Source organism: Micromonospora sp. RTP1Z1 (assembly GCF_033804685.1).
Lineage (GTDB): Bacteria > Actinomycetota > Actinomycetes > Mycobacteriales > Micromonosporaceae > Micromonospora.
Window position 1 is genome coordinate 1 of record NZ_JAPFQV010000064.1, and the last position, 17,672, is coordinate 17,672.

At 71.8% G+C, this 17,672-nt stretch carries 13 protein-coding genes and 2 pseudogenes; 5 read left to right on the forward strand and 10 right to left on the reverse strand.

The window, feature by feature from the left end:
* Positions 1–116: 116 nt before the first annotated feature.
* Both trxA and SLP03_RS25605 read left to right on the forward strand, forming a co-directional pair.
* Positions 117–434 (forward strand): annotated as a pseudogene (gene trxA / locus SLP03_RS25600) (thioredoxin); the annotation flags it as partial.
* A 207-nt stretch (positions 435–641) separates the two neighbouring features.
* On the forward strand, positions 642–1,802 hold the full coding sequence (locus SLP03_RS25605) for an N-acetylmuramoyl-L-alanine amidase (protein ID WP_319463184.1): 1,161 nt from the start codon (positions 642–644) through the stop codon (positions 1,800–1,802).
* Positions 1,803–1,810: 8 nt separating this feature from the next.
* Here the strand turns inward: SLP03_RS25605 and SLP03_RS25610 are convergent, their stop codons facing one another.
* Positions 1,811–2,476 carry a GNAT family N-acetyltransferase gene (locus tag SLP03_RS25610; RefSeq protein ID WP_319463185.1) on the reverse strand — a complete coding sequence of 222 codons (666 nt, stop codon included), beginning with the start codon at positions 2,474–2,476 and terminating at the stop codon, positions 1,811–1,813.
* Between the two features lie 294 nt (positions 2,477–2,770).
* Between SLP03_RS25610 and SLP03_RS25615 the strand changes: the two genes are divergently transcribed.
* Both SLP03_RS25615 and SLP03_RS25620 read left to right on the forward strand, forming a co-directional pair.
* Positions 2,771–4,084: a PLP-dependent aminotransferase family protein gene (locus SLP03_RS25615; protein ID WP_319463186.1), complete on the forward strand. Its 1,314-nt coding sequence runs from the start codon at positions 2,771–2,773 to the stop codon at positions 4,082–4,084.
* A 7-nt stretch (positions 4,085–4,091) separates the two neighbouring features.
* On the forward strand, positions 4,092–5,090 hold the full coding sequence (locus SLP03_RS25620; protein ID WP_319463187.1) for a D-alanine--D-alanine ligase: 999 nt from the start codon (positions 4,092–4,094) through the stop codon (positions 5,088–5,090).
* Between the two features lie 168 nt (positions 5,091–5,258).
* Here the strand turns inward: SLP03_RS25620 and SLP03_RS25625 are convergent.
* The 9 genes and pseudogenes from SLP03_RS25625 to rpmH all read right to left on the reverse strand — a co-directional run.
* Positions 5,259–6,008 (reverse strand): annotated as a pseudogene (locus SLP03_RS25625) (hypothetical protein); the annotation flags it as partial.
* Between the two features lie 1,765 nt (positions 6,009–7,773).
* Positions 7,774–8,796 (reverse strand): ParB/RepB/Spo0J family partition protein, encoded by a 1,023-nt coding sequence (locus SLP03_RS25630; protein WP_319463188.1) that lies wholly within the window; start codon positions 8,794–8,796, stop codon positions 7,774–7,776.
* A 27-nt stretch (positions 8,797–8,823) separates the two neighbouring features.
* On the reverse strand, positions 8,824–10,251 hold the full coding sequence (locus SLP03_RS25635) for an AAA family ATPase (protein ID WP_319463189.1): 1,428 nt from the start codon (positions 10,249–10,251) through the stop codon (positions 8,824–8,826).
* Between the two features lie 257 nt (positions 10,252–10,508).
* Positions 10,509–11,237 (reverse strand): 16S rRNA (guanine(527)-N(7))-methyltransferase RsmG, encoded by a 729-nt coding sequence (gene rsmG, locus SLP03_RS25640; RefSeq protein WP_319463215.1) that lies wholly within the window; start codon positions 11,235–11,237, stop codon positions 10,509–10,511.
* A 559-nt stretch (positions 11,238–11,796) separates the two neighbouring features.
* Positions 11,797–12,384 (reverse strand): protein jag, encoded by a 588-nt coding sequence (locus tag SLP03_RS25645; protein WP_319463190.1) that lies wholly within the window; start codon positions 12,382–12,384, stop codon positions 11,797–11,799.
* 212 nt (positions 12,385–12,596) lie between these two features.
* Positions 12,597–13,589: a membrane protein insertase YidC gene (gene yidC / locus SLP03_RS25650; protein ID WP_319463216.1), complete on the reverse strand. Its 993-nt coding sequence runs from the start codon at positions 13,587–13,589 to the stop codon at positions 12,597–12,599.
* Between the two features lie 5 nt (positions 13,590–13,594).
* On the reverse strand, positions 13,595–13,855 hold the full coding sequence (gene yidD, locus SLP03_RS25655) for a membrane protein insertion efficiency factor YidD (protein WP_319463191.1): 261 nt from the start codon (positions 13,853–13,855) through the stop codon (positions 13,595–13,597).
* Positions 13,856–13,881: 26 nt separating this feature from the next.
* Positions 13,882–14,295, reverse strand: a complete 414-nt coding sequence (rnpA, locus tag SLP03_RS25660) for a ribonuclease P protein component (protein ID WP_319463192.1) — start codon at positions 14,293–14,295, stop codon at positions 13,882–13,884.
* A gap of 34 nt (positions 14,296–14,329) precedes the next feature.
* The gene (rpmH, locus tag SLP03_RS25665) at positions 14,330–14,467 is read right to left on the reverse strand and encodes a 50S ribosomal protein L34 (RefSeq protein WP_319463193.1); all 138 of its coding nucleotides are present in this window, start codon (positions 14,465–14,467) and stop codon (positions 14,330–14,332) included.
* A 650-nt stretch (positions 14,468–15,117) separates the two neighbouring features.
* On the opposite strand from rpmH, the gene dnaA reads away from it, so the two are divergent.
* Entirely contained in the window at positions 15,118–16,950 is a 1,833-nt protein-coding gene (gene dnaA / locus SLP03_RS25670; RefSeq protein WP_319463194.1) for a chromosomal replication initiator protein DnaA, read from the forward strand.
* Positions 16,951–17,672: the final 722 nt, after the last annotated feature.

Genomic DNA, 17,672 nt, shown 5'->3' on the forward strand with positions numbered 1-17,672 from the left:
CACCAGCACCCAGCTTGCCGCACCCCGCCACCAGCGGCAAGCCCACCACCATGCCCGGAAACCACCGTGTCCCGGCTCCGCCGGGACGCTGCCGCACACGTGGCTGAGGCCGAGTTTCGTCTCAGGCGGTCACCGACGCGAGCTTCGCGAGCGACGTGCTGAAGTCCGACAAGCCGGTTCTGGTGGACTTCTGGGCGGAGTGGTGCGGGCCGTGCCGCAAGGTGTCGCCGCTGCTGGAAGAGATCGCGGGCGAGATGGGTGACCAGGTCACCATCGTCAAGCTCAACATCGACGAGAACCCCGAGACCGCCCGGGCCTACCGGGTGATGTCCGTGCCGACCCTCACCGTCTTCAAGAACGGCGAGCCGGTGCAGTCCATCGCCGGCGCCAAGCCGAAGGGCGAGCTGGTCAAGCTCATCGAATCGGCGCTCTGAGTCGAGTCCCCCCGCGGAACCCCCGTGCCCGACCCCGGGCCCGGGGGTTCCCGCTTTCGGTCGACGTCCACCGCCGGGACCGCTGACCTGCGCTAACCCGGAGTCGGCCGGTGACCGATCACGGTACGCTCCGTAAGCATCCGCAGGGTCTCGCCTCGGGCGACCGCGGGGGCCGGCCAGCCAGCATCCGCGCAGAGGGGGTCGCGTGTGCGTCCGATCCGACCCGGTGACCGGGGACCCGCGGTGACGGAGATCCGTACCGTCCTCACCGGCCTGGAACTGCTCCCGTCCGGCGTTCACGGCGACGAATTCGACGTGGCGACGGAACGCGCCGTCCGTGCGTTCCAGCAGTCCCGTGGCCTGAGCGTGGACGGCCGGGTGGGCACGGAGACCTGGCAGGCGCTGGACGCGGCCCGCTGGCGGCTCGGCGCCCGCACGCTGTACCACGCCGTGCCCGAGCCGCTGATCGGCGAGGACGTCCGGTCGCTCCAGGAACGCCTCCTGGAGATGGGCTACGACGCGGGTCGCGCCGACGCCATCTACGGGATCCGCACCTCCCGCGCGGTCGCCCAGTTCCAGCGGGAGATGGGGCTCAAGCCGGACGGCGCCTGCGGCCCGCACACCATGGGCGCGCTGCGCCGCCTCGGCCGGAAGGTGGTGGGCGGGCGCCCGCAGTGGCTACGCGAATCCGACGCGATCCGGCAGGCCGGACCGACGCTGGTCGGCCGGACGGTGGTCATCGACCCCGGGCACGGCGGCACCGACCCGGGGGAGGTGGTGCCGGACGGCCCGATGCGCTGGACCGAGGCGGACCTCGTCCACGACCTGGCCAGCCGGCTGGAGGGCCGGCTCGCCGCAGCCGGCGTACGTGTGCAGCTCACCCGCGGCCCGGCCCCGGAGACCTGCCTGCCCGACGCCGACCGGGCGCAGCTGGCCAACTCGCTCGGCGCCGACGTCTTCATCTCGCTGCATACCGACGGCCACGCCAACCCGGCGGCGAACGGGGTGGCGACGTACCACTACGGCACCGACAACGGCGTCACCTCGGCCACCGGGGAACGCCTGGCCGGACTGGTGCAGCGGGAGATCGTGGCCCGGACCGGGCTGCGGGACTGCCGTACCCACGCCAAGACGTGGGACCTGCTGCGGCTGACCAGGATGCCGGCGGTCCGGGTCGAGGTCGGCTACCTGACCTCACCGGAGGACCGCGCCCGGCTGGTCGACCCCCGGTTCCGGGACCGGGTGGTCGAGGCGATCGTCGCCGCGGTGCAGCGGATGTACTTCCCGATCGAGCGGGACGTGCCGACCGGCTCGATCGACGTGAGCGAGCTGCGCGCGGTGGTGGCCGCCGGCACGGTGGTCGACTGAGGCGGCCCTCAGACGCCGCTGGACCGGGTGGCCGGGGCCGGGCGCACCGGGCGTAGCAGGGTCTCCGGGCTCATCGAGCCGAGCAGCTTCTCCAACGCGTACTCGACGTCGGACTTCCAGCTCAGCGCGGTGCGCAACTCCAGCCGCAGGCGGGGGTAGCGCGGGTGCGGGCGGACGGTCTTGAAGCCGACCGAGAGGAAGAAGTCGGCCGGAGCGACGCAGGCCCGGGTCGGGTCGTCCCCGTCGCCGAACTTGGCGTCGCCGAACGCCTCGATCGCCTTGATGCCGCGCTTGGTGAGGTCCCGGGCGACTCCCTGGACCAGCATCCGGCCCAGTCCGCCGCCGGCGAAGGCGGGCACCACGTTGGCGGTCATCAGCAGCGCGGCGTCGGCGGAGACCGGCGAGGTCGGAAAGGCCATCGACCGCGGGACGTACGCCGGCGGGGCGTACATGACGAAACCGGCGGGCATCCCGTCGACGTACGCGAGCTTGCCGCAGGAACCCCATTCCAGCAGCGTCTGGGAGACCCAGGCCTCCTTCTCCAGCCCGGGGTCACCGGCGGCGCACGCCCGGTCGGCGGAGACCGGATCCAGTTCCCAGTAGACGCACTGCCGGCACGGGCGGGGCAGGTCTTCCAGGGTGTCGAGGGTCAGACCGACCAGACGTCGCGACATCAGCGCATCCCCACAACTAGGCTCGGAGGCGGAACACACCGCGGTCCGGCACCGCTTTCCAGCCCCCGACGAGCGATCGTACGCCGCTACCCGACCGTACGGGAGGGGACGCGCGAATGCCCACCCGAGCCGGTGAGGGCCCGGTCCGGGATGTGGACGCATCCTCATGTCACCCCGCCGGTGCGGGTCCGCGCGGACTACCATCGACCAACCGGCCCCGCGCCGCCATGGTCGCCGGCATCGCGGGTACCACACCGGGCGGCAGCCCCGCCGACACCTGATCGAGGTGATGTCATGACCGGCACGACACTCGACGACTACACCGACCGGTACGCCCGCCGGGTCCGGGGGATGACGGCCTCCGAGATCCGGGCGCTCTTCGCGGTGGCCAGCCGGCCGGAGGTCGTCTCGCTCGCCGGTGGGGCGCCCTACATCGCGGCACTGCCGCTCGACGCGGTCGGCGAGATGCTCGGCCGGCTCGGCTCCGAGCACGGCGCGACCACCCTGCAGTACGGGATCGGCCAGGGCACCCCGGAGCTGCGCGAGCGGATCTGCGAGGTGATGGCCCTGTCGGGCATCGACGCCGCCTGCGGCGCCTCGCCGGAGGACGTGGTGGTGACCGTCGGCGGCCAGCAGGCACTGGACCTGGTGGCCCGGCTCTTCCTGGACCCGGGTGACGTGGTGCTCGCCGAGGGCCCGACCTACGTCGGGGCACTCGGGGTGTTCCAGGCCGCCCAGGCCCAGGTGGTGCACGTGCCGATGGACGGCGACGGACTGATTCCTGAGGCGCTGGAGGCGGCCATCGCCGACCTGGCCCGCGCCGGGCGGCGGGTGAAGTTCCTCTACACCGTCCCGACCTACCAGAACCCGACCGGCGTGACGCTGAGCGAGGAGCGGCGGGAGCGGGTGCTCGACATCTGCGAGCGTGCCGGGCTGCTGGTGGTGGAGGACGACCCGTACGGCCAGCTCGGTTTCGAGGGGGAGGCGCCCGCGCCGCTGCGGGCCCGCCGCCGCGAGGGGGTCTTCTACCTGAGCACCTTCTCCAAGACCTTCGCCCCCGGCCTGCGGGTCGGCTGGATTCTGGCCCCGCACGCGGTCCGCGACAAGCTGGTCATCGCCAGCGAGGCGCAGATCCTCTGCCCCAGCGGGTACGCCCAGGCGGCCGTCTCCACGTATCTCGGCACGATGCCCTGGCGGGAGCAGCTGAAGGTGTACCGGGAGGTCTACCGGGAGCGCCGCGACGCGATGCTGGCCGCGCTGGCGGACCTGATGCCGGCCGGCACGACCTGGACCACTCCCGGCGGCGGCCTCTTCGTCTGGGCGACCCTGCCGGACGGCCTCGACTCGAAGGCGATGATGCCGCGGGCCATCGCCGCCCGGGTGGCGTACGTGCCGGGCACCGGCTTCTATGCCGACGGCACGGGCGGCGGCAACATGCGGCTCAACTTCTCCTTCCCGCCGCCGGAGCGGATCCGGGAGGGTGTGCGCCGGCTGGCCGGCGTGATGGAGCAGGACATCGCCATGCGCCGGGTCTTCGGGACGGTCGGTGGGTCCGGCGTGCGACGCCGGCAGGCCGGCTCCGACGCGCCGGGTCCCGACTTGGCATGATTCCCGCATGGCTGTCACCTCCGCTGCCCGGACTCTCGTGACCGACCCCGGCATCGCCGCCGAACTGCACGTGCTGGTGCTCGCCGGCGGGCTCTCCTACGAGCGGGACGTCTCGCTCCGGTCCGGCCGCCGGGTGCTCGACGCGCTGCGGGCGGTCGGCGTGGAGGCGGAACTGCGGGACGCCGACGTGGCCCTGCTGCCGGCGCTGGCGGCCGATCCACCGGACGCGGTGGTGATCGCCCTGCACGGTGCCACCGGCGAGGACGGCTCGCTGCGCGGCGTGCTCGACCTCTGCGACGTCCCCTACGTCGGCTGCGACGCCCGTGCCTCCCGGCTCGCCTGGGACAAGCCGTCGGCGAAGGCGATGCTCCGCGAGGCCGGCATTCCCACCCCGGACTGGGTGGCCCTGCCGCACGACCGCTTCTCCGAGTTGGGTGCGGTGGCGGTGCTGGACCGGATCGTCGACCGGCTGGGCCTGCCGCTGATGGTCAAGCCCGCGCAGGGCGGCTCCGGACTGGGCGCCGCGGTGGTCCGGGACGCGGGGTCGCTCCCGGCCGCGATGGTGGGCTGCTTCGCGTACGACCAGACGGCCCTGGTCGAGCGCTACGTGCCCGGCATGGACGTGGCGGTGTCGGTGCTCGACCTCGGCGAGGGTCCGCAGGCGCTGCCCCCGGTGGAGATCGTTCCCCGCAACGGTGTCTACGACTATGCCGCGCGCTACACCGCCGGCCGGACCACCTGGCACGCCCCGGCCCGCCTCGACCCGGAGGTGACCGAGCGGGTGGCCGAGGTGGCGCTCGCCGCGCACACCGCGCTCGGCCTGCGCGATCTCTCCCGGGTCGACCTGATCGTCGACGCCTCGGGGCAGCCGCACGTGCTGGAGGTCAACGTCTCCCCGGGGATGACGGAGACGTCGCTGCTGCCGCTGGCCATCCAGGCGTCCGCCCTGGACTTCGGCCGGGTGCTCGGGACGCTGGTGACCCGGGCCGCCGCCCGCCGCCCCTGATCGGTCTCGGGTAGAGGCTCTGCTGCTCTCTCGGAAAACCCTCGGCCCGGACGGTCGGCTGGCGCCCTCCCCGGAGCCCTGCGGTGCGCCGACCCGCTCGCTACTCCCGCTGAGGCCTCGGCCGCCGGTCTCGCGGGAAACCGACCGCCGTCCGGCCCGGTCTCAGCCCGCGCGGGAGCTGTTCTCCGGCTCCTCGTCGGTCTCGCCCTCCCGCACCTCGTCGGTCTCGCCCTCCGGCGCGGGCTCTGGGATCTCCTCGGCCGCCTCGATGACGGAGACGGTCTCCTCCTCCTCGTCGACGGCGTCCGCTGCCGGTGCCACGGAGAATCTCGACGGCGCCTGCCATTGGATGCGCGGCGGTTCCGCCAACGGACGACCGCCGAACTCCGCGAGCCAGGCGGCGACCATCGCGAGGTTTTCCCGCCACCGCGCCTCCGAGATGGGCGGCAGGATCGAATCCCAGAGCGAGAGGAACGTGCCGCGCAGCTGAAGACGCCCGTACGGCCGCGCGAGGAACCACATGTGCAGATGCGCCGAGCCGTCTCCCCAGCGGTTGACGTGGACCCGGGCGACGTCGTCGAGGGACCGGATGGCCCGTTCGAGGCGAACGGTCATCACCCCCAGCTCGGCGGCGAGCAGGTTGGGCAGGTCGCCGAGGTCGAGATGCGACCGCGACTCCAGGATCAGCACCATCGGCAGGCCGGTGGGGCGGTCCATCGCCCGCACCCGCCACCGCTCACCCACCCAGATGTAGGCCTCGTCGGGGGCGTTGCAGGCGGTGCATTCCCGATTTTCCTCTCCGCGGCGCGGAGGTTCGACCGGGACAGGCTCGTCGAGCTGCTTGACGCGAAGGGCGCCCTCGAAGGGAAAGGAGGGCCATTGGGTGAAGTCCGGAACTGAGGGAGGGGTGTCCTGCACGACGCTGACCCTAACCGAGACGAGGACCCTCTGTCCCTACCCGATCAGCCGCTCGTCGCCTGGAGCCGCAGCAACGCTCAGCGTCGATCAGACCGGGGTCGACCGGCAAGCCTCGCTCGCCGCCGTACGGCCTTGTCCACCCCGTTGTCCACAGGCCGCTGAGATCACCACCACGCCGTGTCATCCACAGGTCAGCGCACGTTTCTCAGCGCTGTTTCACGTGAAACGGGGGGTGCCTGTGGAAAACCGCTGTGGATAACTTAGGAACAGCCGACCGGGTGTTCCTACTGCTCCCGTGCCCGCCGCTCAACCCACTCTTCCTAACGAACCAGTCCCGGATCGGCACCGCCTCGGGGCCCGGCTTTCCGAGACCTGCACGGCAGGTGGTCGAGCCTGCCGGCGGCTCGCCGGGGACGGCTAACGGGACACGGCGTGTCGGCGGCTCTCCGGCGACGTACGGGGCGACGAGCAACCGGCGAGGTGTCGAGAAGTCGACAACATGCCGTTGACCGGCATCGACCGCGCGAGGCAGCGTTGGCCGGCCCCGGGGAGTCACCGAGCCGCGCGGGCTGACCGGTCCCAGCCCCTCGGTCGCCTCTCTCCCAGCCGGGTCGAGTCCACCTGTGCGGGGCCCGGCGCTCCTCCAGCGGAGCGCTCCACGCGCACCCGACACTGAGCCGGAGCAGCGTCACGGAGGCGCTCCGCCGGAATGGTCCATGCGACACCGGCACTCGGCCAGGGCGCCGTGGCGGAGGCGATCAGCAGGGACGCCCCGGACTGACGCTGCTGGGCGGGCCGAGCGGCCGGATCACTGGTCCGCCATCCGCGCCGCGCCGGTGCCGGGCGAGCCTGAGGAGCGCGTTTCACGTGAAACGGCCGGGAGCCCCCACCGGGCCGTTTCACGTGAAACGGCCGATCCCCCGCCGGCTTCAGGTGCCCATTTGCCGCCGCCAAGAGGTGGCGGTCCTGGACGCAGCGACCGCAGCGGGTGGCTCGAACTGGACTGGTGCCGCCGCCAAGAGAGGCAACGGGACGGCCGGTCCCCGGGGACGAACACGCCACCTTGGCACGCTGGTTCCTCGCTCTCGAGTACCGACAGCGCCCGGCTCGGCGTGCGGTGCCCTGCTCGTTGCGCTCGGCAGCGCCCGGGCGGCGCACCGGACCCGGACGAGAAGCCGGCCACCCCCAGCCGGAACGATTGGTCGACCCGGGGAGCGGAGTCCCGGCGTCGGTCACGCTGTCGGACAGGAGCGGGGAGGAGGGGCGGGTTCGAGGGCACGCCGTCGACCCCCGCACCCCGCGGGCCCGGCCGGCCTCTCCAGCGATCTGACTGCTCTGGCCGAGGGACCTTCGCTGTGCCCCCGGGTGGGCCACCGGGTGCCGCTGACTCCGGTGGTACCGAGCGGTGCCGGACCTGCACCTGTCGAATGCGCTGTTTCACGTGAAACGGCGCTCCCCCGCGACCTCGGCCAGGCGGTGGCAGAACGAGCGCCAGGTGTTCGGAACGAGGTCGTGCCCGGTCAGTTGCCCCGGAGGCCACGTTCGGCGGCGGCCGCCAATCGAAGGGGCGGCACCACCCGGGCGGGAAGGGGTCTCAGTGGCCCGGTACGGCCACCGAGGAGTGGATCCCGGGCACGGACAGCAGATCACCCATGCCGGCCCTCCTGTGAGCCCTGTGGCGGTCGCGCGCCGACGGTGACCCGGTGAAACAGATCGGCCGCGTGGTCCTGGCAGGACCACGCGGCCGAGCGCCGAGGGAGTCGGCTCACTCCTCGGGCTGCTCCTCCTGCCCGACCCCGATGATCCCCACGATCCGCTCCAGGTCGTCGACCGTGGCGAACTCAATGGTGATCTTTCCCTTGCTCCGGCCGATGTCGACCTTCACGCGGGTGTCGAAGCGGTCGGAGAGCCGGTCGGCCAGGTCGGTCAGCGCCGGGGCGTGCGGCTTGGATCGGCGCTTGGCGGCCGGGGTCTTCGCCGGCCCGTCGGCCAGCGCCAGGGCCACCAGTTCCTCGGTCGCCCGTACCGAAATCCCCTCGGCGACGATTCGGAGTGCGAGCTGTTCCTGTGCCTCAGCGTCGTCCAGGCTCAGCAGCGCGCGGGCATGGCCGGCGGAGAGTACGCCGGCGGCGACCCGCCGCTGCACCTGCGCCGGGAGGTTCATCAGCCGGATCGTGTTGGAGATCTGGGGCCGGCTGCGACCGATGCGGCGGGCGAGTTCCTCGTGGGTCGCGCCGAACTCCTCCAGGAGCTGCTGGTACGCGGCCGCCTCTTCCAGCGGGTTCAGGTTGGCGCGGTGGATGTTCTCCAGCAGCGCGTCCCGGAGCATCGCGTCATCCTTGGTGTCCCGGACGATGGCCGGGATGGTGTCCCGGCCGACCGCCAGCGCCGCCCGCCAGCGCCGCTCACCCATGACGAGTTCGTACTTCTCGCCGTCGAGCTGACGTACCACGATCGGCTGCAGGAAGCCGACCTCCTGGATGGAGGTCTTCAACTCCTCCAGCGCCTCCTCGTCGAAGACCTGACGCGGCTGCTTCGGGTTCGGCACGATCGTGTCGACCGGGATCTCGGCGAACCGGGCCCCCGGCACCGGGCTCAACTGTGGCCCGGACTCCGCCGTCGGAGCGACGGGCGTCCCGGCCGCCGAGGGCGTCGGCGTGACAGCTCCCGCCGTCGCCGGGGCAGCAGCCTCCGACTCACCGGTCGCCGGTGCGGCCGGCTCCACCGGTGCGGTCGGGATCAGTGCCCCGAGCCCTCGGCCCAGACCGCCGCGAGGACGGTTCTTCATGCGATGCCTCCCAGCGACTTCTCCGCACTACGCATTCCGGTTCACCGGCTCCTTGACGCCACGCTCGGCAATCTCCTGGGCGGCTTCGAAGTAGCTCGTCGCCCCCCGCGAACCGGGATCGTAGGTCATCACGGACTGCCCGTAGCTCGGCGCCTCGGAGACCCGCACATTCCGGGGGATCACGGCCTGGAGCACCTTGTCGCCGAAATGATTCCGGACGTCCTGCTCCACCGCGTCGGCCAGCCGGGTGCGGCGGTCGTACATGGTGAGCAGGATGGTGGAGACCTCAAGCTTCGGGTTGAGGTGCTGGCGGACCAGGTTGATGTTGTTGATGAGCTGGTTGAGACCCTCCAGCGCGTAGTACTCGCACTGAATCGGGATCAGGACCTCCTGCGCGGCGACCAGCGCGTTGACGGTCAGCAGGCCGAGCGAGGGCGGGCAGTCGATGAAGATGTAGTCGAAATGGCCGGGGTACCCGGCGATGGCCCGACCCAGTCGGGACTCCCGGGCGACCACGGACACCAACTCGATCTCGGCACCGGCCAGGTCGATCGTGGCCGGTACACACCAGAGATTCGGGATGCCCTCGACGGCCTGCGCGACCTCCTCCAGCGGCACGCTGTCGATCAGGCAGTCGTAGACGTCGGGGACGCCGGTGTGGTGTGGGACGCTGAGTCCCGTGGAGGCGTTGCCCTGCGGGTCCAGGTCGACCACGAGGACCCGGTTGCCATGCAGGGCCAGAGCCACCGCCAGGTTCACCGTGGTCGTGGTCTTGCCCACGCCGCCCTTCTGGTTGGCGACGCACATGACCCGCGTCCGGTCCGGCCGAGGCATGGTCACCTCGCCACTGGGATTCAGGATCTGCACGGCGCGCATAGCCTCCATAGCCAACGGTGGGTCATCCTCTTCGCGCGTCGGGGTTTCACGTGAAACGGTCGTGCTGGGGGTGGGCTCGGCTTCGTAGCCGGCGGCCGGTGGCGTGTCGGGCGGGACCACCGCGACCGGGCCGGCGGCGTCCGGCACCGCGTGCGGCGTCGGTTGTTGCGGCACCGGCGTCCCGGGGACGGCGGGCGGCGGTTCGAAGCGGGCGGAGGCGGCGACGTTCCGCCGGGCCGGGACCGACCGCGAGCCGGGCGCGTTGGCCGGACGATCCGTCGCCTCGGGCGCTTCCCGCATGGGCGGCAGGTTCGCCGGGACCCCCGACGTCGGCTGCGGCCCTCCCGCCGCGGGCGGCAGGTTGGCCGGAACCCCGGAGGTCGGCGCCAGCCCGCCGACCGGCGGAGCGTCCCGGCGCACCACCGGGTCGGAGTCCGCCGGTCGGGGCGACGGGCCGCGAGAGTCTGCGCCCACGGACCAGCCCGGATGGTCGGTTTCACGTGAAACGGGGCCGGCGACAGAGGGTCGTCCTCCTGGCCCGGTCACCCGTGGATCGTCGTACCTGCCGTCGTCATGCACCTGTCATCCCTGCCCGCTCCGGATGGTCGGTCCGCGCCCCGTCAATCGGCCGTACCCGCGCTCACGACGAGCGGCGTACGGCCCGGCGGGAACGGTCGGGGTCCGGTGCCATCCGGCACCGCCGTTCCACACTATCGACGCGCGGCCAGCCTACGGCGGACGGGCGCAGCGGGTCCACGTCGGGTTCTGATCGGTCCGCTATCTCGCACCGTCTCCAACGGCCGAACGGCCAACCGGAAAGCCGGTAACGCAGTCAGTTATCCCCGACCCCGGCCACCGCGACGGCCGCCCCGCGCCCGCTTCGCCGCGGTCTTCTTGCGGGCCGGACCGACGACCCGCTCCCGGACCACCTCGATCACCGTCGCGGGCGGCTCGATCACGCCCACGCCGCAGCGGTGCACCTCCGGCTGCCCACCACCGAGCCGGACCACGGCCTCGGCGTGCTCAGCGACCTCGTCGGCGGCGGAGGCACCCTTCAGGGCGAGCAACCGGCCACCGGGCACGGCCAACGGCAGGCACCAGGCGGCGAGCCGGTCCAGCGGAGCAACCGCGCGGGCGGTGACGATGTCGCCGCTGAGCGGTGCGGTGTCGCGCGACCCGGCTGCCGCCTCGTCCGCCCGGCCTCGGAAGACCCACACCATCCTGGTCAGGCCCAGGTGCTGTACCGCCTCGATGAGAAAGGAGGTACGCCGGGCGAGTGGCTCGATCAGCGTGATGGTCAGGTCGGGTCGGGCGATCGCCAGCACCAGGCCGGGCAGCCCGGCGCCGGACCCGACATCGAGCACGGTCGCGCCCTCGGGGATCCGCTCGGCGAGCGCGGCGCAGTTGAGCAGGTGCCGCTCCCAGATCCGGGGTGCCTCCCGGGGGCCGATCAGGCCGCGGACCACGCCGTCGGTCGCCAGCAGTTCGGCGTACGCGGCGGCGAGATCGAGCCGGTCGCCGAAGAGGGTGCGGGCCGCCTCCGCCAGCTCGGGCGGAAGGGTCACGTCAACAGGCGACGGCCGAACGGCGGGACCGTCGGACGGGTCCGCGGCAGGACCGTCGGTGGCCGCCGCAGCGTCGCCCGCCGGCTCGGCGGCGCCCCTTGGGCCGGACGGATCGATCGCGTCGGCGATCACCGGCTCCGTGAAGCCGGCCGGATCGGCGGACCCGGCCGGGCCGTCGACGAAAGACGCATCCGCCGGGCCGTCGACGAATGCCGGATCAGCGGAAACGTCGACGAAAGCCGGATCGACGGGCACGTGGACGAAGGGGGAATCGGCCGGTTCGGTCGGCGTACCGGAGAAGGCCGGATCGACCGAACCCGCCGGCGCGGCCGGGGCCGGCTCGTCCGCGGGGCTGAACGGCGTACCCGAGAAGGGCGTGTCGGCCGCCGTGGCCGGCGCGCCCGGGGGCGGTGTCACGGCGTCGGTCGCGCTGTCGGAGAAGAGCGGGCCGGGCGCGGTTGGTTCGGCGGCGTCGTCGGGCCGGACAGTCGGCGGCCCGGACGGCGTGCCGCCCGGGCCGGACACGGCACCCGCCGGTGTCTCGTCGTGGGTCACCCGGTCAGTCCGCCGGCCGGACGATGATGCACCGGTTCGGCTCGACACCCTCGGACTCGCTCTCCACACCGCTCATCGCGTTCACCACGTCGTGCACGCACTTGCGCTCGAACGCGGACATCGGCTCGAGACGCACCGGCTCGCCGTGCTCCTTGACCTTCTCGACCGCGTTCTTGGCGACAGCGGCGAGCTCCTTGCGCCGGGTGGCCCGGTAGCCACTGACGTCGAGCAGCAGCCGGCTCGGCGTGCCGGTCTGCCGGAACACCGCCAGCCGGGCCAGCTCCTGGAGCGCCTCCAGGGTGGCGCCGCGCTGGCCGACGAGGTTCTGCAGGTGGGCGCCGACCACCTCGACGACCGGGCGGCCGCCGGAGACCAGCTCGTCGATGTCGCCGTCGTAGTCGAGGATGTCGAGCAGGCCCTCGACGTAGTCCGCCGCGATCTCGCTCTGCCGGAACAGGTCGCCCTCGGCCGGTGCCTTCTTCTCCCGGGTCGACCCGGTCTCGGTCTCCTCGGCGTCGTCGTCGGCGACTTCGGCCGGCGCGATCTCCTCGTCCAGGGACTGGTCGGCGCTGGGGATGCTGGTGTCGGTCACGGTCTCATCTCCGTACTCGCTCGGCCGGACCGTCGGGTCCGCTGGTCTCCCGGGGCCGGCGGGAGGTCTCGCCGGTGCCCACGGGCACGTCTGTACGGGCAGTTTCGCCCGTGACCGCGCGGTGCGCGGCGGTTCCGGCCCGGCGCCGACCGTACGGTGGCTGCTCGGGGTCGAAAGGGCCGCCGCCGGAGTCCCGACGGCGGCCCGAGGGTTCAGCCCTGCCGCTTGACCGGGCCGGTCTTCTTCGGGTTGACCGGCTTGGCGCCGGGCTTCGGGCCGGCCACCTTGGGGGTGGTCACCTGCGGCTTCGCCGGTGCCGGTGCGGCCTTGCGGCCGAGCAGGCCGCCGGTCTTCGCGGGCTGGACGCCGTTGCGGGCCGCGGCGCCGGTCTTGGCGGTCTTGGCGGGCACCAGCGGCGGGAACTTGCGGAGCACCCACTGCTGCTGCCCGAGGGTGAAGAGGTTGTTGGTGACCCAGTAGATGATCACGCCGATCGGGAAGATCGAGCCGGAGACCAGCAGCGACACCGGGATGCCGTAGAGCATCAGCCGCTGGACCATGCGCTGCTGTGGGTCCTCCGCCCAGCCGGTCTTGAGGATCATCTGCCGGCTGGTGAGGTAGGTGGTGGCGATCATGATGGCCACCAGGATGCCCGCAACGATCTTGACGGTGTGGGCGCTGGCCCCCAGGCTCGCCAGCTCTGCGGCGGTCGATCCGAACTTCCCGGAGATCGGGGCGGTGAACAGCTTCGCGTGCGCGGCGCTCTCGAACTGTCCGGAGGTCCACCCGTACAGGACCTTGTACTGGTCCTTGGCGTTCGGGTTGAGCCGCTTGAGGGTGTGGAAGAGGCCGAGGAAGACCGGGATCTGGAGGAACATCGGAAGGCAGCCCATCAGCGGGTTGGCCTTTTCCTTCCGGTAGAGCTCCATCATCTCCTTCTGGAGCGTCTCCCGGTCACCCTTGTGCTTCTCCTGGAGCTCCTTGACCTTCGGCTGGAGCGCCTGCATCGCCCGCTGCGACTTGATCTGCTTGACGAAGACCGGGAAGAGGATCACCCGGACCGTCACCACCAGGAAGATGATGGAGAGGATCCAGGACCAGTTGGTCCCGAGCACCGCCCCGACCGGTACCCCGATGGCGTCCCAGGCCGAGTGCCAGGTCAGCAGGATCCACGAGATCGCGTAGTAGATCCAGTCGAGACTCAGACTCACTACAGGGCTCCAGTCACATCGGCACGGCGGTGACCGCCCGGCTCCGGCACCGGGTCATGGCCACCTGGGTGAAAGGGGTGGCAGCGCGACAGCCGCCGGACCGTCAGCCAGGCTCCCCGGAGCGCACCGTGCCGCGACACCGCCTCGACGGCGTAGGCACTGCACGACGGGTAGAACCGGCAGCGGGCCGGCAGTGCCGGGCTTATCCAACGACGGTACGCGATGATGGGCGCCAGCAGCACTCGGGCACCGGTTGTCATGGGCCGCGGAGCGGCGTTTCCGCCGCTCACCGGGGCCGCCGACCCCGGGGGGCCCGCGCCGCGGCGACGGCGGCGTCCAGGTCGGCCCCGAGCCGGGCGTACGACGCCTCGGCGGCCGCGGGCAGTGCCCGTACCACCAGGGTGCTCCCGGCGGGGAGCTGGTCGAGCCGCTCGCGGACCAGGTGCCGGAGCCGACGTCGGACCTTGTTGCGGACCACCGCGTTGCCGACGGCCTTGGACACGACGAAGCCGGCGCGGCTCGGTGCGGAGGTCTCCGCACCGATGTTCCGCGCCGGCTCCGGCGAGGTTGTCGCGGTGGATCCGGTGGTCGTGGGGAGGGTCAGGTGCGCCACGACGGCGCCGCGGCCGACGCGTCGGCCACCCCGGACCGCTGCGGCGAAGTCGTCACTGCGCCGCAGTCGCTGTGCGGCCGCCAGCACTATTGCCCACGTCCCCGGACCGGACCGGTCGGCCTCAGGCCGACAGGGTGGTGCGGCCCTTGGCGCGACGGGTCGAGAGGATGGCGCGGCCGGCACGGGTGCGCATGCGCAGCCGGAAGCCGTGGGTCTTCGCGCGCCGGCGGTTGTTCGGCTGGTAGGTGCGCTTGCTCACGTCAGCTTCTCCGTTTTCGTGCGCCCCACGCGGGGGATCGCCCGGGGTCGTGTGGTGGTCCAGGCCACCTCGGCGGTGGCCTCCGATCGGTGCTGCCCGGCGACGCGGAACCCCGGCGAGGCGGGGAAGCGCCCGCAGGCAGCAAGCACCCATCACCCTAGCAGAGGGCGAGAGAGCAGCCGCTCCAGCCTACGCACGGGGGCAATGACCGTCAAACATCACACCCATTCCACAGCCGCGCCCTCCGCCGCGCCCGGAGCACGACCGAAGGGGCGTTTTTCACTGATGTTGACAAGGGTGCCACCGCTTCGACGGTTGATGGTGCAGGGTCCGCGCTGTTAGCGTGCCCGATTGCGGTCAGCGTCGGGGGTCCGGGTTGTCGCTGACAGGCAAGACCGGACAAGGTAGTGAATCGTTCGGCACGTTGAACCCGCTTCAGCGCCTCTCGGTAAGTCAGGGGGCAGGTCCGACCCGCGTCCGGTGGGCGGCCACAATCGGTCGACACACAGGCTGTGGATAACTTGTGGATGACGACCGGTCAGCCGTCCGGGTGGGTGTGACGTACACCCGCGCGAACGCGGTGGCGGGCCCGGAACGGTCGCTGGACAGCAGCGGCGGCCGGGAGCAGAGGCGAGGGGGGTGGCACGACAGTGACCGGAGCGACCGACCTCGCCGCAGTGTGGGCGGCGACGACCGACGAACTCGCCGACGAGATCATCTCCGCGCAGCAACGGGCGTACCTGCGCCTCACCCGCCTGCGGGCGATCGTCGAGGACACCGCGCTGCTCTCGGTCCCGGACCCCTTCACCCGGGACGTGATCGAGTCGCGGCTCCGCCCGGCCATCACCGAGGCGCTGAGCCGGCGACTCGGCCGGGCCATCCAGGTCGCCGTCACCGTGCGGGTCGCCGAGGACCCCGGCGTCCGGCCCGCGGGCACCGTCTACCGGAGCAGCCCCGAGCCGGCCGGCATCGAGACCCCCCATGACCTGCTCGCCAGCTTCGACCAGACCGGCCCGGCCCCGGACGACACCACCTTCCCCGGGCTCGGCTACCCGTCCCGGCCCGACGAAACTGGCTACCCGGAGGAGCGCCCCGAGCCGCCGGCCGAGGAGCAGGCCCCCCGGCAGCGCACCCCCGACGGCGGCCGGCCGCAGCTCATTCCGGCCAGCCGCGACGGCCAGGACACCCTGTTCGGTGCCGCCTTCGCCGAGCCGCTGCGCGCCGCCCGTCCCGCCCCCGAGCGCCGGGGCTTCGACGAACGGGCCGCCCGCGCAGAGCCGGCGGCCGCCGACAACCGCGGGTACGAGCCCCGGTACCGGGAGAACGCCGCCGCCGACCCGCAGCCGCTGCGCGGCCTGCCCCGGGACGGCGGTACGGACAGCGGACCGGGTCGCAGTGGCATGGATCGCCGGCCGGGAGGGCGGGACGACCGCCGCCCCGGCGGCGCGGAGAGCGGCAACCGGCTCAACCCGAAGTACATGTTCGAGACGTTCGTCATCGGCTCGTCGAACCGGTTCGCGCACGCGGCGAGCGTCGCGGTGGCCGAGTCGCCGGCTAAGGCGTACAACCCGCTCTTCATCTACGGCAGCTCCGGGCTGGGCAAGACCCACCTGCTGCACGCCATCGGGCACTACGCCACCACGCTGGGCACCGCCCGCTCGGTCCGGTACGTCTCGACCGAGGAGTTCACCAACGACTTCATCAACTCCCTGCGGGACGACAAGACCAGCGCGTTCCAGCGCCGCTACCGCGACGTCGACATCCTCCTGATCGACGACATCCAGTTCCTGGAGAACCGCGAGCGGACGCAGGAGGAGTTCTTCCACACCTTCAACACCCTGCACAACGCCAACAAGCAGATCGTGATCACCTCCGACCGGTCGCCGCGGCAGCTCGCCACGCTGGAGGACCGGATGCGAACCCGGTTCGAGTGGGGCCTGCTCGCCGACATCCAGCCGCCGGACCTGGAGACCCGGATCGCGATCCTGCAGAAGAAGGCGGCGCAGGAACGGATGTACGCCCCGCCGGACGTGCTGGAGTTCATCGCCTCCCGGGTGTCGAACTCGATCCGGGAGCTGGAGGGGGCGCTGATCCGGGTCACCGCGTTCGCCAGCCTCACCCGGTCGACCGTCGAGCTGTCGCTGGCCGAGGAGGTACTGCGGGACTTCATGCCCGACGGCGCCGGGCCGGAGATCACCGCCGACCAGATCATGGTCTCCACCGCGGACTACTTCGGGGTGAGCCTGGAGGACCTGCGCGGCCAGTCCCGCTCCCGGGTGCTGGTCAACGCCCGCCAGGTGGCCATGTACCTGTGTCGGGAGTTGACCGAGTTGTCGCTGCCCCGGATCGGGCAGGCCTTCGGTGGGCGGGACCACACCACGGTGATGCACGCCGACCGGAAGATTCGTCAGCAGATGGCGGAACGCCGCTCGCTCTACAACCAGATCGCCGAGCTGACCAACCGGATCAAGCAGAACACCTGAGGCGTACGCCAACGCCGGCGGCTCACCGGTGGCCGTCGTCACGCCCGGTCGGGAACTCCCGGCCGGGCTTTTTGGTGTCCCGCCGCGCCGGGGTTGACCCTCGACCGGGTCGAGAGCCCAGGATCGCTGTCATGTTCGTCCACAGGACCGCCCGGTTGTCCACATCCCCTTTTCCACAGACGGTGGAAAACCACGCTCCGTCCGGGGTCGGTTACCCACAGACTGTGGACAACTCCTGGGGACAAGGCTGTGGACGCCTGGGGACGACGGGAAAGTTGTCCACCGCCGACGGTCGACCTGTGGGCGGCCTGTTGAAGGTTCTGGGGACGACGTCCATCACGGTCGTCCCGCCCGTCCACAGCCTTGGGGAGAAAACCCGTGGATTACCGGTGGACAACCAGTGGACAACCGTGGACAACCTGGGGGTTGCCGGCGCCTGTGGACCGGGACATGGGTTGTACCCCTGGTTCTCCACAGCCACCTCACCGGTGGATAACGTGTCTGACCTGCGCGGACGTCGGTTCTCCACAGTTTGCACAGGTGCGATGAAGACGATGAGTTATCTCTTCTAAACAACAAAAACCAATCATCACCGTTGGACTTCCTGTGGATCGGGCCGGCAGCCGCCGGGGACAGCCCGTCAGCACCGGCAGATCAACGGGGTCGGGCGCACAGCCGATGCCCCCGCGCCCTAAGGTGCGATGGGTACCCGCACGGTCGGG